Source organism: Streptomyces tamarix, from assembly GCF_032423885.1.
Taxonomy (GTDB): domain Bacteria; phylum Actinomycetota; class Actinomycetes; order Streptomycetales; family Streptomycetaceae; genus Streptomyces; species Streptomyces tamarix.
In genome coordinates, this window is sequence record NZ_JAWCTQ010000051.1 from 1 (window position 1) to 23,534 (window position 23,534).

At 75.1% G+C, this 23,534-nt stretch carries 20 protein-coding genes; 11 read left to right on the forward strand and 9 right to left on the reverse strand.

Features of this window, described 5'->3' with window-relative positions; translation table 11 throughout:
* The first annotated feature begins 209 nt into the window (after nucleotides 1-209).
* On the forward strand, nucleotides 210-2,354 hold the full coding sequence (locus RND61_RS28195; protein WP_315880959.1) for a primosomal protein N': 2,145 nt from the start codon (nucleotides 210-212) through the stop codon (nucleotides 2,352-2,354).
* Between the two features lie 198 nt (nucleotides 2,355-2,552).
* Here RND61_RS28195 and RND61_RS28200 read toward each other — a convergent pair whose 3' ends face one another.
* Nucleotides 2,553-3,089, reverse strand: coding sequence for a hypothetical protein (locus tag RND61_RS28200; RefSeq protein ID WP_315880960.1), 537 nt, complete (start codon nucleotides 3,087-3,089; stop codon nucleotides 2,553-2,555).
* Between the two features lie 270 nt (nucleotides 3,090-3,359).
* Between RND61_RS28200 and fmt the strand changes: the two genes are divergently transcribed.
* From fmt to RND61_RS28230, 6 genes are all read left to right on the forward strand, one after another.
* Complete coding sequence (gene fmt, locus RND61_RS28205; protein WP_315880961.1) at nucleotides 3,360-4,292, forward strand: methionyl-tRNA formyltransferase; 933 nt, start codon at nucleotides 3,360-3,362, stop codon at nucleotides 4,290-4,292.
* Between the two features lie 73 nt (nucleotides 4,293-4,365).
* The gene (locus RND61_RS28210) at nucleotides 4,366-5,802 is read left to right on the forward strand and encodes an RsmB/NOP family class I SAM-dependent RNA methyltransferase (protein WP_315880962.1); all 1,437 of its coding nucleotides are present in this window, start codon (nucleotides 4,366-4,368) and stop codon (nucleotides 5,800-5,802) included.
* Nucleotides 5,803-5,967: 165 nt separating this feature from the next.
* The gene (gene rpe / locus RND61_RS28215; protein WP_315880963.1) at nucleotides 5,968-6,651 is read left to right on the forward strand and encodes a ribulose-phosphate 3-epimerase; all 684 of its coding nucleotides are present in this window, start codon (nucleotides 5,968-5,970) and stop codon (nucleotides 6,649-6,651) included.
* 83 nt (nucleotides 6,652-6,734) lie between these two features.
* Nucleotides 6,735-7,781 carry a sugar-binding transcriptional regulator gene (locus RND61_RS28220; protein ID WP_315880964.1) on the forward strand — a complete coding sequence of 349 codons (1,047 nt, stop codon included), beginning with the start codon at nucleotides 6,735-6,737 and terminating at the stop codon, nucleotides 7,779-7,781.
* 166 nt (nucleotides 7,782-7,947) lie between these two features.
* Entirely contained in the window at nucleotides 7,948-9,390 is a 1,443-nt protein-coding gene (locus RND61_RS28225) for a GuaB1 family IMP dehydrogenase-related protein (protein WP_315880965.1), read from the forward strand.
* A 142-nt stretch (nucleotides 9,391-9,532) separates the two neighbouring features.
* Nucleotides 9,533-10,405 (forward strand): RNA polymerase sigma factor SigF, encoded by an 873-nt coding sequence (locus RND61_RS28230; RefSeq protein ID WP_391654311.1) that lies wholly within the window; start codon nucleotides 9,533-9,535, stop codon nucleotides 10,403-10,405.
* 55 nt (nucleotides 10,406-10,460) lie between these two features.
* On the opposite strand, the gene RND61_RS28235 is transcribed toward RND61_RS28230, so the two are convergent.
* The 7 genes from RND61_RS28235 to RND61_RS28265 form a co-directional block, all read right to left on the reverse strand.
* Nucleotides 10,461-10,934, reverse strand: a complete 474-nt coding sequence (locus RND61_RS28235) for an ATP-binding protein (RefSeq protein ID WP_315880967.1) — start codon at nucleotides 10,932-10,934, stop codon at nucleotides 10,461-10,463.
* Nucleotides 10,935-10,977: 43 nt separating this feature from the next.
* Entirely contained in the window at nucleotides 10,978-12,216 is a 1,239-nt protein-coding gene (locus tag RND61_RS28240) for a PP2C family protein-serine/threonine phosphatase (RefSeq protein ID WP_315880968.1), read from the reverse strand.
* On the reverse strand, nucleotides 12,213-13,301 hold the full coding sequence (locus RND61_RS28245) for a SpoIIE family protein phosphatase (protein ID WP_315880969.1): 1,089 nt from the start codon (nucleotides 13,299-13,301) through the stop codon (nucleotides 12,213-12,215). The genes RND61_RS28240 and RND61_RS28245 overlap by 4 nt, the downstream gene beginning before the upstream one ends.
* Nucleotides 13,298-13,852 (reverse strand): anti-sigma regulatory factor, encoded by a 555-nt coding sequence (locus tag RND61_RS28250; RefSeq protein WP_315880970.1) that lies wholly within the window; start codon nucleotides 13,850-13,852, stop codon nucleotides 13,298-13,300. Before RND61_RS28250 ends, RND61_RS28245 begins: the two co-directional genes overlap by 4 nt.
* Entirely contained in the window at nucleotides 13,849-14,256 is a 408-nt protein-coding gene (locus RND61_RS28255) for an STAS domain-containing protein (protein ID WP_315880971.1), read from the reverse strand. Before RND61_RS28255 ends, RND61_RS28250 begins: the two co-directional genes overlap by 4 nt.
* A complete protein-coding gene (locus RND61_RS28260; RefSeq protein ID WP_315880972.1) occupies nucleotides 14,253-15,149 on the reverse strand; it encodes an STAS domain-containing protein in 897 nt (298 codons plus the stop codon). The genes RND61_RS28255 and RND61_RS28260 overlap by 4 nt, the downstream gene beginning before the upstream one ends.
* Before the next feature lie 178 nt (nucleotides 15,150-15,327).
* The gene (locus tag RND61_RS28265; RefSeq protein ID WP_315880973.1) at nucleotides 15,328-16,416 is read right to left on the reverse strand and encodes a GDSL-type esterase/lipase family protein; all 1,089 of its coding nucleotides are present in this window, start codon (nucleotides 16,414-16,416) and stop codon (nucleotides 15,328-15,330) included.
* Nucleotides 16,417-16,747: 331 nt separating this feature from the next.
* Here RND61_RS28265 and RND61_RS28270 point away from each other — a divergent pair, with 331 nt between their 5' ends.
* The 4 genes from RND61_RS28270 (at nucleotide 16,748) to RND61_RS28285 (ending at nucleotide 21,899) form a co-directional block, all read left to right on the forward strand.
* Entirely contained in the window at nucleotides 16,748-18,220 is a 1,473-nt protein-coding gene (locus RND61_RS28270) for an amino acid permease (RefSeq protein WP_315880974.1), read from the forward strand.
* 10 nt (nucleotides 18,221-18,230) lie between these two features.
* The gene (locus RND61_RS28275; protein ID WP_023589679.1) at nucleotides 18,231-18,686 is read left to right on the forward strand and encodes an Lrp/AsnC family transcriptional regulator; all 456 of its coding nucleotides are present in this window, start codon (nucleotides 18,231-18,233) and stop codon (nucleotides 18,684-18,686) included.
* A 638-nt stretch (nucleotides 18,687-19,324) separates the two neighbouring features.
* Nucleotides 19,325-20,122, forward strand: a complete 798-nt coding sequence (locus RND61_RS28280; protein WP_315880975.1) for a carbon-nitrogen hydrolase family protein — start codon at nucleotides 19,325-19,327, stop codon at nucleotides 20,120-20,122.
* An 85-nt stretch (nucleotides 20,123-20,207) separates the two neighbouring features.
* On the forward strand, nucleotides 20,208-21,899 hold the full coding sequence (locus tag RND61_RS28285) for a flavin monoamine oxidase family protein (RefSeq protein ID WP_315880976.1): 1,692 nt from the start codon (nucleotides 20,208-20,210) through the stop codon (nucleotides 21,897-21,899).
* 180 nt (nucleotides 21,900-22,079) lie between these two features.
* On the opposite strand, the gene RND61_RS28290 is transcribed toward RND61_RS28285, so the two are convergent.
* Nucleotides 22,080-23,501, reverse strand: a complete 1,422-nt coding sequence (locus RND61_RS28290) for a uracil-xanthine permease family protein (RefSeq protein WP_315880977.1) — start codon at nucleotides 23,499-23,501, stop codon at nucleotides 22,080-22,082.
* Nucleotides 23,502-23,534 lie beyond the last annotated feature (33 nt).

A 23,534-nucleotide genomic window follows, 5' to 3' on the forward strand; every position in this document is an offset into this window, starting at 1 on the left:
TTCGGCCGCGAGCTGCCCGACTTCACCTGGGAGCGCACCGACCGCGTCGACGCCCTCCGCAAGGCCGCGGGTCTGTAGGACCCGCCCGCCCGGCGAGCACCGGCAGTCCGGCCCCGTCCCGTACGGAGCCGGACTGCGGCGTTTCCGCGCCCCGCCCGCGTCCCTGCGGCCGGGGCGCGGTGTCGGTGGGGTCTGGTAGGCATGGGGCTGTGAGCAGCGGGAGCGGGAAACGGGAAGGGCGGCCGGGCGAGGGGCCGGAGCAGCTCGCGCTCATCCGGGAGTCCGTGCGGAAGGCGAAGGCGCCGCGGGCCAAGCCGCGGACGTGGCGGGGGGCCGCGCTGGCGAAGGAGCTGCCCGTCGCGCGGGTCGTCGTGAACAAGGGCGTGCTCCACCTCGACCAGTACTTCGACTACGCGGTCCCGGAGGAGCTCGACGCCGTGGCCCGGCCCGGAGTGCGGGTGCGGGTGCGGTTCGGGGCCGGGGCGCACCAGGTGCGGGACGGGCGGCGCGAGGGCGGGCGGCTCATCGACGGGTTCCTCGTCGAGCGGCGCGCCGACACGGACTACGCGGGGCCGCTGGCCGCGCTCGCCGACGTCGTGTCCCCCGAGCCCGTCCTCGGCCCCGAGCTGCTGGGGCTGGCGCGGGCGGTCGCCGACCGGTACGCGGGCAGCCTCGCCGACGTCCTGCAACTGGCCGTGCCGCCGCGCAGCGCCCGCGCGGAGGGCAGGCCGTCGCCCGAGCCGCTGCCCCCGCCGCCCGCGCCCGGGGCCGGCACGTGGGCGCGGTACGCGCACGGGGAGGCGTTCTTGGACGCCCTCGCGCGCGGGGGCGCGCCGCGCGCCGTGTGGACCGCGCTGCCCGGCCCGCACTGGGCGGAGGAGCTGGCGCGGGCGGTGGCCGCGACGCTCGCCTCCGGGCGCGGCGCCCTCGTCGTCGTCCCCGACGGGCGTGCCGCCGCGCGGGTGGACGCCGCCCTGACGGCCGTCCTCGGGGAGGGGCACCACGCGCTGCTGACCGCCGAGGCCGGGCCCGAGAAGCGCTACCGGCAGTGGCTGGCCGTGCGGCGCGGCTCGGTGCGCGCGGTCGTGGGGACGCGGGCCGCCATGTTCGCGCCCGTACGGGACCTGGGGCTCGTCGCCGTCTGGGACGACGGCGACGGCAGCCACAGCGAGCCGCACGCCCCGCAGCCGCACGCGCGCGACGTGCTGCTGCTGCGCGCCGCGCACGACGGATGCGGCTTTCTGCTGGGCGGCACGAGCTGCACGGTGGAGGCCGCCCAGCTCGTCCGGAGCGGCTGGGCACGGCCCCTGGTAGCGCCGCGCGAGCGGGTGCGGGCCGCCGCGCCGCTCGTACGGACCGTGGGCGACGGGGAGTTGGCGCGCGACGAGGCGGCGCGGGCCGCGCGGCTGCCGTCCCTCGCGTGGCAGGCCGTACGGGAGGGGCTGAGGTCCGGCCCGGTGCTGGTGCAGGTGCCCCGGCGCGGCTACGTGCCCCGGCTGGCGTGCGAGCGGTGCCGTACGCCCGCCCGGTGCCGGCACTGCGCCGGGCCCCTGGAGGCGCCGGAACAGCGGGAGTTGAGGTGCGGCTGGTGCGGGCGGGGCGAGCCGGACTGGCACTGCGCCGAGTGCGGTTCCACCCGGCTGCGCGCGCGGGTCGTGGGCGCCCGGCGCACCGCGGAGGAGCTGGGGCGGGCCTTCCCCGCCGTGCCGGTGCGCACCTCCGGGCGCGACCACGTCCTGGACTCCGTGCCGGGCAGACCCGCGCTGGTGGTGAGCACACCGGGCGCCGAACCGGTCGCCGAGGGCGGGTACGCGGCCGCGCTGCTGCTGGACGGCTGGGCCCTGCTGGCCCGGCCCGACCTGCGGGCCGGCGAGGAGGCGCTGCGCCGCTGGATCGACGCCGCGTCGCTGGTGCGCGGCCAGGACGAGGGCGGCACGGTGGTGGTCGTCGCCGAGCCGACGCTGCGGCCCGTGCAGGCGCTGGTGCGGTGGGACCCGGTGGGCCACGCCCAGCGGGAGCTGGCCGAGCGCGCGGAGCTGGGTTTCCCGCCGGTCTCCCGGATGGCCTCGGTGGCGGGCCGCCCGGAGGCCGTGGCCGAGTTCCTGGCGGCGGCGGAGCTCCCGCCGGACGCGGAGGTCCTGGGGCCGGTACCGCTCCGGCCCGCGGCCCCCGGCGGCCCGCGGCGCCCGGGCGACCCGCCCGCCGGGGAACCCTGGGAACGCGCTCTGGTACGGGTCCCCCCGGGGACGGGCGCGGCCCTGGCGTCCGCCCTGAAGAAGGCCCAGGCCGCCCGCCTGGCCAGGGGCGGCGTGCCGCCGGTCCGCGTCAGGATGGACCCGCCGGACATCGGCTGAGGGGCCCCGCGGGCGTCCCGGTCCTCGGCGGCGGTCCGTGCGGTGAGGGGGAGCGGGCGGGGCGAGAGGGGGGGGGAAGGGGAGGCGGCGCGCCGGTTTCCCCGGGTGGGGGCGGACCCACCGCCGGCGGGCGGGGAAGGCGGCGCGGGCGGTGTGCGGGACGGTGAGGCGGAGCCGCCCCGCACGCCGGGGAGGGGGTCAGCCGTTGCGCGGGGCGGGGAAGGCGCTCGGGCGGACCTCCTCCCGGTGGGGCTGGTCCCTGAGCGCCTGCGCCGTCGGCTGCGGCGCCATCGACCGCGCCGCCGGGACCTGTGGCGCCGGCACCTGCGCCGCAGGCACCGTGCGCGCCTGCCCCGGGCGCTCGGCCGCGGCCGGCTGCCGGGCCGCCGCGCGGCGCGCCCCGTACCGGCGGTGCACCGCCTGCTTCGTGACGCCCAGCGCCGAGCCGACCGCGTCCCACGAGAAGCCGAGCGAGCGGTCGAAGTCGACGGCCGCGGTGACCAGGGTCTCGACGCTGTCCCGCAGCTCCTGCGCGAGCCGGACGGTCGGGGCCGGGGCCCTGCCGTAGACGACGAAGCCCGTCGACGGGCCGGAGCGACGCGGGCGGTAGACGTTGCCCAGCTGGGCGGTGAGCGTGCGCAGGGCGTCCACCTGCCGGCGGACCCGCTCGATGTCCCGCACCAACAGGTGCAGGCTTGCCCGGGCTTGGGCGTCGTGGGTTGCGTGGTCGGCCATTTACAAGCCTCTCGAACCGGCGTTGAAAAGGGGCGGGCCGCATCCGAGGGCGGCCCGATGAGGTCAATCTCCTTTGACAACGCGGCACCCGTCGCCGGGTCACGCGGCAGGGGCGTATCCGCATATGCGCAAGGCGCGCGGGCACGCGTACGCCCCCCGGGACGCCGGGCCCTAGACTGGTGCGCTGCCCGACCGCCCCGCGGACCGACCCGGCAGGGCCCCTCCCGCCGCGACTCCGGCGCATCCGACGAACAAGCGAGGTAACACGGAGTGAAGCTCGTCTTCGCAGGCACCCCCGAGGTCGCCGTCCCCGCCCTGGACGCCCTGCTCGCCTCCGGCCGGCACGAGGTGGCCGCCGTCGTCACCCGGCCCGACGCCCCGGCCGGGCGGGGCCGGCGCCTGGTCGCGAGCCCGGTCGCGGAGCGGGCCGCCGAGGCGGGCATCGAGGTCCTCAAGCCCGCGAAGCCGCGCGACGAGGAGTTCCTCGCCCGGCTCCGCGAGATCGCGCCGGACTGCTGCCCCGTCGTCGCGTACGGGGCGCTCCTGCCGAGGGCGGCGCTGGACGTCCCGGCCCACGGCTGGGTGAACCTGCACTTCTCCCTGCTGCCCGCGTGGCGCGGCGCCGCGCCCGTCCAGCACGCGCTGATGGCCGGGGACGAGGTCACCGGGGCGTCGACCTTCCAGATCGAGGAGGGGCTCGACTCGGGTCCCGTCTACGGCGTCGTCACCGAGGAGATCCGCCCCACGGACACGAGCGGCGACCTGCTCACCCGGCTCGCCTTCGCGGGCGCCGGGCTGCTCGCGGCGACGATGGACGGCATCGAGGACGGCACGCTCAAGGCGGTGCCGCAGCCCGCGGAGGGCGTCACCCTCGCCCCGAAGATCACCGTCGAGGACGCCCGCGTCGACTGGACGGCGCCGGCGCTCCGCGTCGACCGGGTGGTGCGGGGCTGCACGCCCGCCCCCGGGGCGTGGACCGTCTTCCGCGGCGAGCGGCTGAAGCTCGTCCAGGCGGTGCCGGCCCCGGACCGCGCGGACCTGGCGCCGGGCGAGCTGTCGGCCGGCAAGAACAACGTGTACGTCGGCACCGGCTCCCACGCGGTGGAGCTGCTCTGGGTCCAGGCCCAGGGCAAGAAGCCGATGCGCGCGGCGGACTGGGCCCGCGGCGTCCGCATCGCGGCGGGCGAGCGCCTCGGCGCCTGACGCCTCCGGGAAGGGCCCGCCCGGGCGGGGACTACGCTGGAAGGGTTCGACCCCACTGGAAGCGGAGCACCTTTTGAGCGAGCAAGGCCGTCGCCGTCCCTCCAAGCCGTACCGGCGTCCCCGGAAGGACCCGGTGCGCGTCCTGGCCTTCGAGGTGCTGCGCGCCGTGGACGAGCGGGACGCGTACGCGAACCTCGTGCTGCCGCCGCTGCTGAGGAAGGCCCGCGAGGAGGACGGCTTCGACGCGCGGGACGCCGCGCTCGCCACGGAGCTGGTGTACGGCACGCTGCGCCGGCAGGGCACGTACGACGCGATCGTCGCCGCCTGCGTCGACCGGCCGCTGCGCGAGGTCGACCCGCCGGTGCTGGACGTGCTGGCGCTCGGCGCGCACCAACTGCTCGGCACGCGCATCCCGACGCACGCCGCCGTGTCCGCGAGCGTCGAGCTCGCGCGCGTCGTGCTGGGCGACGGGCGGGCCAAGTTCGTCAACGCCGTCCTGCGCCGCGTCGCCCGGCACGACCTGGACGGCTGGCTGGCGGAGGTCGCGCCGCCCTACGACGAGGACCCCGAGGACCACCTGGCCGTGGTGCACTCCCACCCCCGCTGGATCGTCTCCGCCCTGTGGGACGCCCTCGGCGGTGGCCGCGCCGGCATCGAGGACCTGCTGGAGGCCGACAACGAGCGCCCCGAGGTGACCCTCGTGGCCCGCCCCGGCCGCGCCACGCGGGCCGAGCTGCTGGACGCGCTGGGCGAGGGCGCGGGGGAGCCCGGGCGCTGGTCGCCGTATGCGGTGCGACTCGCGGAGGGCGGCGAGCCGGGCGCCCTCGACGCCGTACGGGAAGGCCGCGCCGGCGTCCAGGACGAGGGCAGCCAGCTCGTCGCCCTCGCCCTGGCCGACGCGCCCCTCGACGGCCCCGACGAGCGGTGGCTCGACGGCTGCGCCGGCCCCGGCGGCAAGGCCGCTCTGCTGGGCGCCCTCGCGGCCCGGCGCGGCGCCGCCCTGCTCGCCGCCGAGAAGCAGCCCCACCGCGCCCGCCTCGTCCAGCGCGCCCTCGCCGGGAACCCCGGCCCGTACGAGGTCGTCACCGCCGACGGCACCCGCCCGCCGTGGCGCCCCGGCTCCTTCGACCGCGTCCTGGTCGACGTGCCCTGCTCCGGCCTCGGCGCCCTGCGGCGCCGTCCCGAGGCGCGCTGGCGCCGCCGGCCCGAGGACCTGGACGGCTTCGCGCCGCTGCAGCGCTCCCTGCTCGCCGAGGCGCTGAAGGCCGTACGGGTCGGCGGTGTCGTCGGGTACGCGACCTGCTCGCCGCACCTCGCCGAGACCCGCGCCGTCGTGGACGACGTGCTCAAGGGGCGCGGGGGAGCGCAGGACGTGACCGCCGAGTGGATCGACGCGCGTCCCCTGATGCCCGGCGTCCCCGCGCTCGGCGACGGCCCGGACGTGCAGCTCTGGCCGCACCTGCACGGCACCGACGCCATGTACCTGGCGCTGCTCCGCCGCACCGCCTGACCCCGGGCCGGCCGGCCGCCGCGCCGCCCCGGACCCCGCCGGCGACCCGGGTGGCGACGGTCCACCCGGGTTTTGCGGGGTTTCGGGCGGACTGTTCCGCCGCCGGTGCGGCCGGGCCGGGGGATCGGGGCGAGGAAGGGCCACGCGGCATGGCAGGCTTGGCACATGGCCCAGATCAACCCCAGCATCCTGTCCGCCGACTTCGCCCGCCTCGCCGAGGAGGCCAGGGCCGTCGAAGGCGCCGACTGGCTCCACGTCGACGTCATGGACAACCACTTCGTGCCCAACCTCACCCTGGGCGTGCCGGTCGTCGAGTCGCTCAGCCGGGCGACCGACACCCCGCTGGACTGCCACCTCATGATCGAGGACCCCGACCGCTGGGCCCCGCAGTACGTGGAGGCCGGCGCCGGGTCCGTCACGTTCCACGTGGAGGCCGCCGCCGCGCCCGTACGGCTGGCGCGGGAGATCCGGGCCAAGGGCGCGCGCGCCTCCATGGCGCTCAAGCCCGCCACGCCCATCGAGCCGTTCGAGGACCTGCTGCCCGAGCTGGACATGCTGCTGATCATGACCGTCGAGCCGGGGTTCGGCGGGCAGGCCTTCCTCGACATCATGCTGCCGAAGATCCGCCGCACCCGTGAGCTGATCTCCAAGCACGGCCTGGAGCTGTGGCTCCAGGTCGACGGCGGCGTCTCGGCGTCCACGATCGAGCGCTGCGCCGAGGCCGGCGCGGACGTCTTCGTCGCCGGTTCCGCCGTGTACGGGGCCGACGACCCGGCCGGGGCCGTGCGGGCGCTGCGCGACCGGGCCGACCGGGCGACGGCCTCCGCCGCGTGGGCGTGCGGACACTGAGCCACCGGTGGGTCACCGGGAGATGAACGCAAACCAACAGGACTGATCAAGGGTCGCCGGATCTGCAAGGATGGCGATCCGGAGTGAACAGCAGTGAGGAGAACGCGGTGTCTGCAATGTCGGCGGGACGTCCAGCCCTGCGGATGGGACCCGCGGAGCTGGTGCAGGCGGCGGCCATGGCCCGTCGCTTCTACCTGGAGGGCAAGTCCAAGATCCAGATCGCCGAGGAGTTCGGCGTCAGCCGTTTCAAGGTCGCCCGCGTCCTGGAGACGGCCCTGGAGCGGGACCTCGTGCGGATCGAGATCCGCGTACCGGCGGAGCTGGACGCGGAGCGGTCCGACGCGCTCCGGGCCCGCTACGGCCTGCGCCACGCCGTCGTCGTCGAATCCCCCGCCGAGGGCGAGGACGAGTCGCCCGACCCGGAGAACCTGGGCGAGGTCGCGGCCGACCTGCTCGGCGAGCTGGTGACCGAGGGCGACGTCCTCGGCCTGGCCTGGGGCCGGTCCACCATCCACATGGCCGCCGCCCTCGACCGGCTCCCGCCGTGCACGGTCGTCCAGCTGACCGGCGTGTACGACGCGGGCACCGCCGAGCGCGGTTCGGTCGAGGCCGTCCGCCGCGCCGCCCAGGTCTCCGGCGGCGAGGCGCACCCGATCTACGCGCCGATGCTGCTGCCCGACCCGGCCACCGCCGCCGCGCTGCGCAACCAGACCGGCATCGCCCGCGCCTTCGAGTACTTCGACAAGGTCACCGTCGCCGCGGTGTCCATCGGCTCGTGGGAGCCGGGCATCTCCACCGTCCACGACATGCTCAGCGACGAGGAGCGCGCCCACTACGCCTCCCTCGGCGTCGCCGCCGAGATGTCCGCCCACCTCTTCGACGCCTCCGGCCGCCGCGTCGGACGCGACCTGGGTGAGCGGTGCATCACCGTCGAGGCCGACCGGCTGCGCCGCATCCCGGAGGTCGTCGCCATCGCGGGCGGCTCCCGCAAGGCCGCGGCCATCGGCGCCGTGCTCCGCTCCGGTCTGGTCACCAGCCTCGTCACGGACACGTCCGCCGCCGACTACCTGCTGACCGAGTCCGAGCCGGGCCCGCGGCCCGCCCTGGAGCGCTTCGACCCGGACAACTGAACCGCCCGCCCGGCCCTCTTTGGAGGAACCTCCCAGGTCACCCCGCGTGACCTGGAGGTTTCTCCTGGGGGTCGAACGCGTGTCGGCATGGGAGAATGAAGTACGTGCGTTTTCCCCCGGCTGAGATGCCCGGGGGCCAACTCCGAACGACTGGGATGTTCAGCACGTGCGTTTCCTCAATGACCTGAAGCCGCCGTACGACCTCACGTACGACGATGTGTTCATGGTGCCTAGCCGCTCGGCCGTGGGCTCCCGCCAGGGCGTCGACCTCACCACCCCCGACGGCACCGGGACCACCATCCCGCTGGTCGTGGCCAACATGACCGCCATCGCCGGCCGTCGGATGGCCGAGACCGTCGCCCGCCGCGGCGGCCTGGTGGTCATCCCCCAGGACATCCCGATCGACGTCGTCGCCGACGTCGTCTCCTGGGTCAAGAGCCGCCACCACGTCCTCGACACGCCGATCGTCCTCGACCCGGCCCAGACCGTCGCCGACGCGCTGTCGCTGTTGACCAAGCGGGCGCACAACGCCGGCGTCGTCGTCGACGCCGACCACAAGCCCGTCGGCGTCGTCACCGACCGGGACCTGACCGGCGTCGACCGCTTCACCCAGCTCTCCGAGGTCATGTCGAAGGACCTGCTCCTCCTCGACGCGGACATCGACCCGATCGAGGCGTTCAACACCCTCGACCACCACAACCGGCGCTACGCCCCGGCGGTCGACGGCGACGGGCGGCTCGCCGGCATCCTCACCCGCAAGGGCGCCCTGCGCGCCACGCTGTACACCCCCGCCGTCGACGACCGCGGCCGGCTGCGCATCGCCGCCGCCGTCGGCATCAACGGCGACGTGGCCGGCAAGGCCAAGCAGCTCCTCGACGCGGGCGTCGACACGCTCGTCATCGACACGGCCCACGGCCACCAGGAATCGATGATCAGCGCGATCCGCGTGGTCCGCGGCCTCGACCCGCACGTCCCGATCGTCGCAGGCAACATCGTCGCCGCCGAGGGCGTCCGCGACCTCATCGAGGCCGGCGCGGACATCATCAAGGTCGGCGTGGGCCCCGGCGCCATGTGCACCACGCGCATGATGACCGGCGTGGGCCGCCCGCAGTTCTCGGCCGTCCTGGAGTGCGCCGCCGAGGCGAAGAAGTACGGCAAGCACGTCTGGGCGGACGGCGGCGTCCGGCACCCCCGCGACGTGGCCATGGCGCTCGCCGCCGGCGCGTCCAACGTCATGATCGGCTCCTGGTTCGCCGGTACGTACGAGTCGCCCGGCGACCTCCAGCAGGACGCGGACGGCCGCCTGTACAAGGAGTCCTTCGGCATGGCCTCCGCGCGCGCCGTGCGCAACCGCACCAGCGAGGAGTCCGCGTACGACCGGGCCCGCAAGGCGCTGTTCGAGGAGGGCATCTCCACCTCGCGGATGTACCTCGACCCGGCCCGCCCCGGCGTCGAGGACCTGATCGACTCGATCATCGCCGGTGTCCGTTCCTCCTGCACCTACGCGGGCGCCGCCTCGCTGGAGGAGTTCGCCGAGAAGGCCGTCGTCGGCGTGCAGAGCGCCGCCGGCTACGCCGAGGGCAAGCCGCTCCACGCCAGCTGGAGCTGATGCGCCGAGGCCGCCCCCGTCCCGTACGCGGACGGGGGCGGCCCGTCTTCGTCCGCCCCTACGGGCGGCGCGGAGCCGTCCGGCGGAAAACGGAATCCGGGAGGAGTGTCCGGCGCGTTACGGGGTAGACGCGCCTCCGGCAATGTCGAGACGAAGGGAGGGCAACGTGTCCACGGCGACCACGACCCCGACGGCGGCGGCACCCGCGACGACCCTGCCGCGGGTCCCAGAGCCCACCGAGGTCGCACCTCAGGACGCCAAGGAGCTCTCGAAGCAGTTCTTCGCGCGGCTCGCGGTCCTCGAGGAGGGGACCGAGGAGTACCAGTACGTCCGCAACACGCTGATCGAACTGAACCTGTCCCTGGTCAAGTACGCGGCAGCCCGGTTCCGCAGCCGCGCCGACCAGATGGAGGACATCGTCCAGGTCGGCACGATCGGTCTGATCAAGGCCATCGACCGGTTCGAGCTGAGCCGGCAGGTCGAGTTCGCGACCTTCGCCATGCCGTGCGTGATTGGCGAGATCAAGCGTTTCTTCCGGGACACGAGCTGGTCGGTGCACGTGCCCCGGCGCCTCCAGGAGCTGCGCATCGACATCGCCCGGGCGACCGACGAACTCTTCCAGGAGCTGGACCGGTCCCCGACCGCGGCGGAACTCGCCGCCCGCCTCGGCATCGGGGAGGACGAGGTGATCGAGGGACTGGTGGCGGTCAACGGGTACACGGCCGCCTCGCTGGACATGCCGCTCGACGAGTCGGGGGAGCCGGCGTCGGCCACCCTGGCGGACCTCATCGGCGAGGAGGACCGCGACATCCAGTTGACGGAGAACGTCCAGGCGCTCAAGCCGATCGTGGAGCAGCTCGACGACCGCGACCGGGCGATCCTGCGGATGCGGTTCGCCGAGGAGATGACCCAGGCGGAGATCGGCGAGCGGCTGGGCGTGTCGCAGATGCACGTGTCCCGGCTGCTGGCGCGGATGACGGCGCGGATGCGCGAGGGCCTGCTGAGCGAGGGCTGAGGAACGGGCCGGCGCAGGGCTCCGGGGGCCGTGCCGGGCCGGCCGGGGCGCCGGGTCAGGACGCCGCGGACCCGGCGTGGTCGACGAGGCGCGACCTGGACTCCGGGGCGTCGGGACGCGTCGGCCGGTGGCTCCCCCGCTTCCCGGGGCCCACCTCCGGCCGGCGGTCCGCCGGGGCCCACCACTCGGCGCGCACGGTCTTTCCCGCCGGCCCCGGGCGCACGTCGACCCGGTCGGCGAGCTGCTCCACCAGCCGCCAGCCGAAGCCCCCGCCGCCGCCGAAGTCGGGCTGCCGCGCGGAGGGCAGGGCGGGACTCGTGTCCTCCACTTCCAGGGTGAGCCGCTGCTCCTGGGCGTGCAGGCGCAGGCACCACTCCCCGTCGGTGTGGTGCAGCGCGTTCGCCAAGAGCTCGGTGACCACCAGGCGCACGGCGGTCAGATCCGCCCAGGGGCAGCGGTCGGTGACGAAGCCGGTGACGGTCTCCCTGACCTCGGCGCTGTCGACGGTACGTGAGTCCAGAACAAGCACGAGCGCCTCCTTCCCCGCTTCGCGTACCCGCTCACCGCCGACTTCAGTACCCCTCCTCCGTGCGCCGGACCGTCAGGGCCACCGTGTCGTCCGGGTGGAGGATCACGGTGTGCATCTCCTCCGCGAGGGCGCCCGGCACCTCCTCCATGGGGAGGTGCCGGTGGCGGCGGGCCGCCAGGGCGAGGCGCTGCTCGCCCTCGCGCGGGTCGCGGCGGCTCTCGGTCAGCCCGTCCGTGTACAGGACCAGGAGGTCGCCGGGGTCCAGCCGGTCCCGGAGCAGCACCTCGCTGCCCGGCAGGGGGAAGCCGACGCCCCGCCCGGGGGCCTCCAGGAACCGGGTGGCGCCGTCCCGGCGCACGAGCAGGGCCGGCGGGTGGCTGCCGTTCGCCAGGCACAGCTCTCCGGTCCGCGGGTCGATCCGCACCACCTGCACCGTCGCCATCAGCTCCTGGTCGAAGGCGGCCAGCGCGTCGGCGGCCCGGGCGACCAGCGTCCCCAGCTCGTGGCCCTCCAGCGCCAGGGTGCGGACGGCGTGGGTGACGTTGAGGGCGCTGCGGGTGCTGGTCAGCCCGTGGCCGAGCGCGTCCACGATGGTGATGTGCACCGTGCCGTCGGGCAGCGCGAACCAGTCGTACAGGTCGCCGCCGGTCGGCGCGTGCTTCTCGGCCGGCTCGTACCGCACGGCCATCTCCAGCCCGCGCACCTCGACCGGCGGCGGGCGCAGCGCGTCCTCCAACTGGCGCAGCATCCGGCCGTGCGCCTTCCGCAGCTGCTCGTCGCGCTCCTCCAGCTGTACGTAGAGGGCGAGGACGCCGCTGTTGGTCTCGGCCAGTTCGTCCTTGAGCCGCTGGTGCTCGCGGGCCAGGCAGTCCAGGCGCTCCGTGAGGAAGGCCGCCTCCTCCTCCAGCAGCGCCACCGGGTCCGGCGGGTCCGGCGGGCCGCCGCCGTCCGGGACGGCCGCCCCGGGGTCCGGCAGGGGGACCGTCCAGGCGGCCCCGGCGGGCGCCGGCAGGGCGGGCAGGGGCAGGGCGTCCAGAGCGGGCGGGGAGGGGGAGTGCGGCAGCGACAGGCGTACCGTCAGGGCCGTCCCGGCGTCCCGCAGGGGCGGTACGACCTCCAGCGAGACGGCCCGCCCGGCGGCCAGCTCCGCCGCCGCGAGCCGGCTCGCCGACAGCACCAGCCGGGAGCGCAGGTCCGGGCCGACACCGGCCCGGTGCGCCACCCGGCGGAGGGTCGTGCGCAGTTCGTCCAGTGAGTGGTGGGTGGTGGACTGGGGTCTCATGGGGTTCTCCGGGCCGGGGCCACGGCCAGCACGGTGACGTCGTCCCGCGCCGCCCGGTGCTCGTGGGCCAGTACGACGGGGAGGAGGGGGGCGGGGAGGCGGGTGAGCTCCGGCCCGGGCGAGCGCGCCCAGCCTCCGTCGACGCCGTCGCTGTGCAGCAGCAGCGTGCCGCCGCGCGCGTCCGGCAGCCGCTGCGCGACCGGGGCCGGCATGTTCCAGCCGACCACGCCGGGCTGCGCGCCGAACCGGTGCCGCACGCCGTCGTGCCCGACGACGTACGCCCGTACGTTGCCGACGGCGCAGTGCTCGACCGCGCCGTCCGGTGTCCGCCGCAGCAGCCCCACCGCCGCGCCGCGGGTGCTCCGCAGCGCCTCGTGCACCGCGCACATCAGCCGCGGCAGCGGCAGGCCGGGGGAGTGGCGGAGCGTTCGTACGGCGAGCTCCGCGGCCGCCGCGGCGGCCGGGCCGTGGCCCAGGCCGTCCGCCACCATGGCGGTCAGCGTCCCGTCGCCGGGCGCCGCCTCCAGGGCCCAGGCGTCGCCGCACGACGACTCGCCGTCGACGGGCAGCCGCAGCGTCCCGACCTCCGGTGCGGCGGCCTGCCGCGAGCCGTCCGGCGGCCCGGCGGCGGGGGCGCGCAGCCGGGCGCACACCGCCGTCCCGCGCCCCGGCGCGACGCGCAGCACGAAGTCGTCGGCCAGCCGCCGTACGGTTCCCAGACCGGGCAGGGGCCCCGGATCGGCCGGCGCGGTCCCGCCGGGCGACGCGGCGGCCGGCCACCGCCCCAGCCCGTCGCCGTCCGGCCCGTTGCCGTCCGGCCCGGCACCGGTCGGGTCCCCGGGGTCGGGGGCCGCGCCGACCGCCACGATGTCCAGCCCCGGGCGCAGCGCCAACGGCTGTATGTACACCGCGCCCCGCACGGAGTGCAGGGCGAGGCCGCGGGCCAGCTCGCCGGCGCACTCGGCGGCCCGCTCCGGCAGCGCCCCGGACAGCCCCTGCTCCACGGCCGCCCGGCGCGCGGCGCCGGCCGCCAGCAGGACGGCGCCGTCGTCGTGGACGCGCACGCGCGCGGTCACCGCGGTCACCGGTCGTTCCACCGCGTCACCACCACCGTCGTGCCCCGGCCGGGGGCGGTGCGGATCTGGAAGTCGTGCATGAGCCTGCGGGCCCCGCCCAGACCGTGGCCGAGACCGCTGCCGGTGGTGAAGCCGTCCTGGAGCGCGGCCTCCACGTCCGGGATGCCGGGCCCCTCGTCGCGGACCGTCAGCCGCAGGCCGCGCCGCCCTCCCGGGGTCAGCAGCCGCACCTCCAGCGTTCCGCCGCCGCCGTGGACGTAGGCGTTGCGGGCCAGTTCGCTGGCGGCGGTGACGATGCGGGTCTGGTCGACGATCCCGAACCCGGCCTGGACGGTGGCCGCCCGCACCGCGTGCCGGACGGTCAGCAGGTCCTCCTCGGAGCGCACCTCGTACCGGGAGCACCGGCTCTCGTCGACGTCCGGGACGTCGGGCCCGGCCCCCGCCGCCCCGCGCCTCGGGACGGGGTCCGGGGGCGGCACGGCCACCCGCGCGCCGTCGTGCACCGGGGTGCGCGGCCATCTCACCTGGCCGCCCGCGGTCAGGGCGTCGCCCGGCGTCATGGCCGGCCCTCCCCGCGGGGGCCGGGCGGGTGCGGCATCCGCTGCCAGCCGAGGGCGGTCAGCCCCTGCTCGGCGTTGAGCGCCGTCTCCACGCCGGTCAGCCGCAGCCCCAGTTCGACCAGCGTGATCGCCACGGCCGGGCGCATCCCCGCGACGATGACCCGTGCGCCGAGGAGCCGCGCCATCGTGGTCAGCTCCGTGAGCGTCCGCGCGACGAAGGAGTCGATGATCTCCAGCCGGGAGATGTCGATGAGTACGCCCCGCGCGCCGTCCGCCACGATGCGCTCGGTCAGCTCGGCGGTGAACGCCAGCGCCGAGGTGTCGTCGAGCTCGTTCAGCAGGCCGGTCACCAGTACGTCGCCCAGCCGCAGGATGGGCACGCCCGTGGGGCGGGGCGGCGTCACTCGGTCACCGGCCGGTCGGGGGAGGCGACCGCGCCGGCGCCGACGGCGGGCTGGTCGGTGAGGCGGATGGCGGCGGCCAGGGCGTCCGCCAGGGTCGCCCGCGTCAGGATCGTCGACAGGTCGATGCCCAACTGGGCGATGGTCTGCGCGATCGGCGGGCGGATGCCGCTGATGACGCAGTCGGCGCCCATCAGCCGCACCGCGTTGACCGTGTGCATCAGGTGCTGGGCCACGGCCGTGTCGACGGCCGGGACGCCGGTGATGTCGATGATCGCGACCTGTGCCTCGTTGTCCTGGATCGCCTGGAGGAGGCTCTCCATGACCACCTGCGTCCGCGCCGTGTCCAGCGTCCCGATGAGCGGCACGGCCAGGACGTGCCGCCACAGCCGCACCACCGGCGTGGACACCTCCAGCAACTGCCGGCTCTGCCGCTGGATGACCTCCTCGCGGCCCTCCACGTACGTCTCGAAGGACAGCACGCCCGCCGCGTCGAGGAGCCGGTTGATCAGGATCGCGGCGGAGAACAGCTCGGCGGAGTCGCGGGTGGTGTGCTGGACCGCCGTCAGCAGCGCCTCCTTCAGCGACAGGACGGCGAGCGAGGTCGCCGTCGGCGACGCCCCCGCGCGGGCGCGGCGCAGCGAGAGCTCTATCACCGTGCGCCGCAGGTCGTTGCGCGAGGTCACCAGCCGCTCCACGGGAACGTCGCTGGCGAGCCCGGCGGCCAGCGCGGAGATCAGCAGGTCGGCTTCCTCGCGGACCTCGTGCTCGCTCATGTCCGTGCTGAGCACGGCCTGTTCCAGCTGGAGCCGGACCCAGCGGTCCGCGATCTCCTCCTCGCGGTCGCGCAGCGCCTCGCAGAGGCGGTCCCGCACACTCGATTCGCTGGTGTTCACACGTACCTCTCGCATTCGACGGAGGGGGCCCCGGCCGTGCGCCGTGAACGCACCGGTGGCGCACGGGACTTGGCCGGGCCCTCTTGCCTTCGGACAACGCAGACGGAATCGTAGGGTCCGCCGGGTCGCGAACGCGAACCGCCGTGTGTCACGCCCGCCGCGACGTTCCGGTGCGCCCCTACCCGCGCGTGAAGACCCCATGCCGCCGTGTCGCCCGGTCGCCGTACACGGACCCCGCGCCACCCGCCGGGGCGAGGCCGTGCGCGCGCACCGCGTCCGCGACCGCCGCCGCGAGCCGCGCGTGGCCCGCGTCGTCGGGATGCAGGCCGTCCCACAGGTGCTCCGGGCGCAGCAGGGGGCGGCCCGGCAGCAGGACCAGGCGTAGGTCGCCGGCCGCGCGCAGCTCCCGTACGGCCTCCTCCATCGCCGCGCGCAGCTCCGCCAGCGTCGCGCCCGAGGCGTTCGCCGTCGTCTCGGCGTCCGGGCGCAGCAGCGGCGACACGACCAGCAGGGGCGTGTCGGGGTGGCCCTCCCGGACCGTGGCGACGAAGGCGCGGGTCAGCTCGTACAGGAAGGGCGCGGTGGTCGGCACGGGGCCCCAGCAGTTCGTGCCGAAGGCGAGCGTGAGCAGCGCGGCGGGCAGCGCGGCCAGCTGCCGCGCGACGGGCAGCTCACCGCGCGCCGAGCCCGCGTAGCCCAGGTTCACCGGGTCCAGTTCGAGGGCCCGCCCGGCGGCGGCGGGCCAGGCGTGCGCGGGCCGCGTGGCCCACCAGCCCTCGGTGATCGAGTCGCCGTACACGACCCAGCGCGGGCGGCGCGGCGCCGCCGCGACCGCGCCGCCCACCGCGCGCAGGCCGAGCACCACCGGCGCCGCCCCCTCCGGCAGGTACACGGTGAACACGGCGCCCCGCCCCGCCACCGGCGGCAGCGTCAGGGTCGCCGTCGCCTCCCCGGCGGACGGCGCGCCGTACGCCTCGCCGACGCGCCGCCCGTCCCGCCACAGCCCGAAGCAGTGCACCGGCACGGGCGGCGCGCCGTCCCGCCCGGGCGTCCGCGCCCGGTAGCGGACCTCCACCGCCCGCGTCCCCGGCGAGGCGGTGAACTCCAGCCGTACGCCGACCGGCAGCGCGGCCCGCTCGACGAGCTCCCACGGCAGGACGCCCACCACCGAGGGGTCCGTCCGCACCGGCCGCGTGCCGTCCCACCACGCCGTGCCCCGCAGGAACGGCACCGGGTCCAGCCACGGCCCGCCACCCGTCCGCCTCATCCGCACCCCCTCGCACGCCCCTCCGGGCGCCCTCCGCCCGCCTGTGCGCCCCCTGCCGTCCGTGTGCCCCGATGTGTCGATTCATGCGGCAGCGCGCAATGTTTCCCCGTCCGTGCCCGAAGTGCGCAATGATCATCCGTCGATGCGCAACAACGCTGCATTTCAGAATGCGAAGCTCTCCCCGTAGGCTCGGGGCCCGTACCTGGAGTGGCGGTGTCCGCCGGCTCGGCGGTCTCCCCCTTCCCCCGTGGGTTCCCTGTGGGCTCTCTCCGCCCGCGCGCCGCCGCCGGTTCCGCCGTACCCCCGACCGCAGCGATGAAGGAGCCCCGCAGTGCTCGATCAAGGCGCAGCCCCACCGGCCACCGAGCCCTCTGCCCGGATGGCCGCCGGAGCCTCCGCCCTCTCCGCCCTCGGCCGCCGCAAGCCGGTGGAAGACCTGGTCGCGGAGGGTGGTCAGGGTGAGGGCGGCTCGCTCCGCCGCTCGCTGTCCATGTGGCAGCTGACCATGATCAGCATCGGCGCCACGCTCGGCACGGGCATCTTCGTCGTCCTCGGCGAGGCCGTTCCCGAGGCGGGCCCGGCCGTCACCCTGGCGTTCGTCTTCGCGGGCCTGACGGCGCTCTTCTCGGCGCTCTCCTACGCCGAGCTGGCCGGCACCATCCCCGTCGCCGGCTCCTCGTACTCGTACGCGTACGCAACGATGGGCGAACTCGTCGCCTGGGTGTGCGGCTGGTGCCTGCTCCTGGAGTACGGCGTGTCCGTCGCCGCCGTGGCGGTCGGCTGGGGCGACTACCTCAACGAGCTCCTCAGCGGCACGATCGGCGTCACCCTCCCCGAGGCGCTCACCGCGCCCCCCGGCGACGGCGGCGTGTTCAACCTGCCCGCGCTGATCGTCGTGATGCTGGCGATGGTCTTCCTGCTCGGCGGCGCCAAGGAGTCCGCCCGCGCCAACACGATCATGGTCATCGTGAAGATCGCCGCGCTCGCCCTCTTCTGCGCCGTCGGCTTCACGGGCTTCTCGTCGGGCAACTACTCCGACTTCATGCCGCTCGGCGTCTCCAGCGTCGGCGCGGCGGGCGCCATCCTGTTCTTCTCGTACATCGGCTTCGACGCCGCCTCCACGGCCGGCGAGGAGGCCAAGAACCCCAAGCGCGACCTGCCCCGCGCGATCATGCTGTCGCTGGTCGTCGTCACCGCGCTGTACGTCCTCGTCGCGGCCGTCGCCGTGGGTGCCTGGGACTGGAAGAAGTTCGCGGGCTCCGAGGCGTCGCTCAGCGCGATCATGAACGACGTCACCGGCCAGAGCTTCTGGGGCACCCTGCTCGCGGCCGGCGCGGTCATCTCCATCGCCAGCGTCGTCCTGACCGTCCTCTACGGCCAGACCCGCATCCTCTTCGCGATGTCCCGCGACGGCCTCGTGCCCAAGGTCTTCGCCAAGGTCGACCCGAAGACCGGCGCCCCCCGCGCCAACACCGTGATCGTCTCGCTGTTCTGCGGCCTCCTCGCCGCCGCCGTCCCGCTCGGCGAACTCGTCAACGCCACCAGCATCGGCACGCTGTTCGCGTTCGCGCTGGTCAACGTCGCGGTCGTCGTCCTGCGCCTCACCCGCCCGGAGCTGGAGCGCAGCTTCAAGGTCCCCTTCGGCCCGCTCTTCCCGATCCTGGGCTTCCTGTTCTGCGGCTACAGCATGTACAGCCTCGACATGATCACCTGGGTGGTCTTCGGACTCTGGATGGCCGTGGGCCTCGTGTTCTACTTCCTGTACGGCATGCGCCGCTCCCGATTGGCCACCGCAGAGAAGTGACCCCCTCCCCGTGCGACTCAACGACCTCGACGAACGCATCGTCCACGCCCTGGCCGAAGACGCCCGCCGCAGCTACGCCGACATCGGCTCGCTGGTCGGACTGTCCGCGCCGGCCGTGAAGCGGCGCGTCGACCGGCTCCGGGCCGAGGGGGCCATCACCGGCTTCACCGTCCGCGTGGACCCGGCGGCGCTCGGCTGGGAGACGGAGGGGTTCATCGAGATCTACGCGCGGGGCAACACCTCGCCCGAGACGATCCAGCGCGGCCTGGAGCGCTACCCGGAGATCGCGTCCGCCTCCACCGTGACGGGGGAGGCGGACGCGATCGTCCAGGTCTTCGCCTCCGACATGCGCCACTTCGAGCGCGTGCTGGAGCGCATCGCGGGCGAGCCGTTCGTGGAGCGCACCAAGTCGGTGCTGGTGCTCTCCCCGCTGCTGCGGCGGTTCTCCTCCGGCTCGCCCGCCTGAGCCCGCTCCGGACCGCCCACCGGCTTCCGGGCCGCTCACCGGCCCCGGGCCGCCAGGAGGCGACCCGGAAGCCGTCCGTACGCCCGTCGGCCTTCCCGAAGGGCGTCGAGCCCTCACCCGGCGGCGCATCGCCCCGCTCCGGGCCGCGGGCCGGCCGGTTGCGGCCCAGCCGGTCCCTCCGCCCGGGTCGTGGGCGGCGACCCTGGCCTGTCGGCCTGTCGGCCTGTCGGCCTGTCGGCCACAGGTCGCCCGCCTCGACGGGCGGGACCCGCCGTCCCGCCCGCGCCCGCCGGTCCGCCCGCGCCCGCCAGTCCGCCCGGCGGCAGCACGGCGGCGACGGTGGTGGTCCTCGTACGACGCTCCGCAGGGGCCGTTCCTCTCCGGGGCCCTGTCGAACCGGACGGCTCCGGGCCTCCCGCGCCCCCGCCCCCGCGCTTCGTGCCGCGTCCCGCCCTCCCCGCGCCGGAGGCGCCCCTCCGCCCCCGGTCGGACCGACGCGCAACGAATCGCCGCCCCACCCGGTGAGCGCGCAACGTTTCGGCGGTCGGTCCGCAACGGTCACGGCTTGTCCGGGCAGAAGTCCGGACCGTACCTTTTTTGCGTCTCTCTCCACCCCCCGCACCCGACGAGGTCCGCCCATGCCGCCGCTGCGCACCGCCCTGCTCCAGAGCTCCGGACAGCTCGGTGACGTGGCCGCCAACCTCAAGGCCCTCGACGAGGCCGCCGCCCGCGCGGCGGCTGCCGGCGCGGGGCTGCTGGTCGCCCCCGAGATGTTCCTCACCGGGTACGCGATCGGCGCGGACGTCGCCCGGCTCGCCGAGCCCGCGGACGGCCCGTCCGCCCGCGAGGCCGCCGCCGTGGCCGCACGCCAGGGCCTGGCCATCGCCTACGGCTACCCGGAGCGCGACGGGGACGCGGTGTACAACTCCGCGCGTCTCGTCGGCGCCGACGGCGCGCTCCTGGCGAACTACCGCAAGACCCACCTCTACGGAGGCTTCGAGCAGGAGTGGTTCACCCCCGGCGACCAACCCGTCGTCCAGGCCGAGGTCGGCGGCGTCCGGGTCGGCCTGATGATCTGCTACGACGTGGAGTTCCCGGAGAACGTCCGGGCGCACGCCCTCGCCGGTACGGACCTCCTCCTCGTACCGACCGCGCTGATGCACCCCGCACGGATCGTCGCCGACTCCGTCGTGCCGGTCCGCGCCTTCGAGAACCAGCTCTACATCGCGTACGCCAACCGGACCGGGCCCGAGGGCGGCTTCGAATTCGTCGGCCTGTCCGCGCTCGCCGGCCCCGACGGCACCGCCCGGGCCCGCGCCGGCCGCGGCGAGGACCTCGTCGTCGGCGACGCCGACCCCGAGCTGCTGCGGCGGTCGCGCGGCGAGAACCCGTACCTCCGGGACCGCCGTCCCGCCCTCTACACCACCCTCGCCTGAGCGCCCCCGCACCCGGCACCCCTCGCCTGAGCGCCCCCCGCCCAGCACCCCCCTCGTCTTCACCCGTGCAAGGAGTCCGTACCCCATGACGTCCACGGTGCCCACCGCCGTCCAGCACACCGACGCCCAGCCGCCGATCACCATGTTCGGCCCGGACTTCCCGTACGCGTACGACGACTTCCTGGCCCACCCGGCCGGCCTCGGCCAGATACCCGCCACCGAGCACGGCACCGAGGTCGCCGTCATCGGCGGCGGCCTGTCCGGCGTCGTCGCCGCGTACGAGCTGATGAAGATGGGCCTCAAGCCCGTCGTGTACGAGGCCGACCAGCTCGGCGGCCGGTTGCGCACCGTCGGTTTCGACGGCTGCGACCCGGAGCTCAACTGCGAGCTGGGCGCGATGCGCTTCCCGCCGTCCTCCACCGCCCTGCAGCACTACATCGACCTGGTCGGCCTGGAGACCAAGCCGTTCCCGAACCCGCTCGCCGAGTCGACCCCGTCCACCGTCGTGGACCTCAAGGGCGAGACGCACTACGCGGAGACGATCGACGACCTGCCGCAGGTGTACCGCGACGTCGCGGCCGCCTGGAGCGCCTGCCTGGAGGAGGGCGCGGACTTCTCCGACATGAACCGCGCCATGCGGGAGCGCGACGTGCCCCGCATCCGGGAGATCTGGGCGAAGCTCGTCGAGAAGCTCGACAACCAGACCTTCTACGGCTTCCTCTGCGAGTCCGAGGCGTTCAAGTCGTTCCGCCACCGCGAGATCTTCGGCCAGGTCGGCTTCGGCACCGGGGGCTGGGACACCGACTTCCCCAACTCCATCCTGGAGATCCTCCGCGTCGTCTACACCGAGGCCGACGACTACCACCGCGGCATCGTCGGCGGCAGCCAGCAGCTCCCGCTGCGGCTGTGGGAGCGCAAGCCGGGGAAGATCGTCCACTGGCCGCTCGGCACCTCGCTGAAGTCCCTCCACGGCGGCGAGCCCAAGCCGGCCGTGACCCGGCTGCACCGCACCGCCGGCAACCGCATCACGGTCACCGACGCCAACGGCGACATCCGCACCTACCGCGCGGCGATCTTCACCGCCCAGTCGTGGATGCTGCTGTCGAAGATCGAGTGCGACGACTCGCTGTTCCCGATCGACCACTGGACGGCGATCGAGCGCACCCACTACATGGAGTCCTCGAAGCTGTTCGTCCCCGTCGACCGGCCGTTCTGGCTGGACAAGGACGAGGAGACCGGCCGCGACGTCATGTCGATGACGCTGACCGACCGGATGACCCGCGGCACGTACCTGCTGGACAACGGCCCGGACAAGCCGGCCGTCATCTGCCTGTCGTACACCTGGTGCGACGACAGCCTGAAGTGGCTGCCGCTGTCCGCGAACGAGCGGATGGAGGTCATGCTGAAGTCGCTCGGCGAGATCTACCCGAAGGTCGACATCCGGAAGCACATCATCGGCAACCCGGTGACCGTCTCCTGGGAGAACGAGCCCTACTTCATGGGCGCGTTCAAGGCCAACCTGCCGGGCCACTACCGCTACCAGCGCCGCCTGTACACCCACTTCATGCAGGACCGGCTCCCCGAGGACAAGCGCGGCATCTTCCTCGCCGGCGACGACATCTCGTGGACGGCCGGCTGGGCCGAGGGCGCCGTGCAGACCGCGCTGAACGCCGTGTGGGGCGTCATGCACCACCTGGGCGGCGCGACCGACCCGTCCAACCCGGGCCCGGGCGACGTCTACGACGAGATCGCCCCGGTGGAGCTGCCGGAGGACTGACGCCCCGGCGGCCCGGGCGACATCCGCCCCACCGGCCCCAGGGGAGCGGTCGGGCGCCCCGCCGGCCCCACGGAGCGGTCGAGGCGTCCGGCCACCCCCCGGCCGGCATCCGCCCCCGCGGACCTGCCGCCCGGCGCGGATGCCACGGTGGCCGGGCGGCAGGTCGTACCCGGCCCGTGCCTAGGAGCCGGTGGGGCGGCCGTCGCCCTTCGTGGTCGCCCCGTCGGCCGCGTGGTCGTCGTACGCCGAGGTGCCCGCGTCCAGCAGCGGCTCCTGCTCCTTCAGGTGGGCGGGGGCGAAGGCGCGCAGCGTGTGGTAGCCGGTGATGACGACGATGGTGCCCAGCGCGATCCCGCCGAGCTCGAACGTGTCGGTGATCTTCAGGCTGACGCCGCCGACGCCGATGATGATGCCGGCGGCGGCCGGAACCAGGTTGAGCGGGTTGCGCAGGTCGACCTTGGCGTTGATCCAGATCTGGGCGCCGAGCAGGCCGATCATGCCGTACAGGATGACCGTGATGCCGCCCAGGACGCCGCCGGGGATCGCCGCGACGACCGCGCCGAACTTGGGGCAGAGCCCGAAGAGGAGGGCGAAGCCGGCGGCGGCCCAGTAGGCGGCGGTCGAGTAGACGCGGGTCGCGGCCATGACGCCGATGTTCTCGGAGTACGTGGTGTTCGGCGGGCCGCCGACCGCCGTGGACAGCATCGACGCGGCGCCGTCGGCGGCGATGGCCGTGCCGAGCTGGTCGTCGAGCGGGTCACCGGTCATCTCGCCGACCGCCTTGACGTGGCCGGCGTTCTCCGCGATCAGGGCGATCACGACCGGCAGGGCGACGAGGACCGCCGACCACTCGAAGCTCGGGGCGTGGAACGTCGGCAGCCCGATCCAGTCGGCCTTGGCGACGCCCGACAGGTCCAGCCGCCAGTGGTCGACCGCCTCGGCGCCGCCGGCGGGGGAGTGGATCTTCCCGAAGACCAGGTCGAGGACCCACGACAGGGCGTACCCGAAGACCAGCCCCAGGAAGATCGCCACACGGGACCAGAAGCCCCGCAGGCAGACCACGGCCAGGCCCGTGAACAGCATCACGAGCAGCGCGGTCCACTGGTCCTGCGGCCAGTACGTGGACGCCGTCACCGGCGCCAGGTTGAAGCCGATCAGCATCACGACGGCGCCCGTCACGACCGGCGGCATCGCCGCGTGGATGATCCGCGCGCCGAACCGCCGTACCGCCAGGCCCGCCAGGAACAGGGCGAGCCCGACGACGAGGACCGCCCCGGTGACCGTCGAGCTGTCCCCGCCGGACGCGCGGATCGCGGCGGCGACGCCCACGAACGACAGCGAGCACCCGAGGTAGCTGGGCACCCGGCCGCGCGTCGCGAGGAGGAAGACCATCGTCGCGACGCCCGACATCATGATCGCCAGGTTGGGGTCGAGGCCCATGAGGACGGGCGCCACGAACGACGCGCCGAACATGGCGACCACGTGCTGGGCTCCGAGCCCGGCCGTCCGCGGCCACGACAGCCGCTCGTCCGGGCGCACCACGGCGCCGGGCGCGGGGGTCCGCCCGTCGCCGTGCAGGGTCCAGCGCACGCCGAGGTTCATGGGTGGGTCGCTCCCGTTCTGTCGATCGCGCCC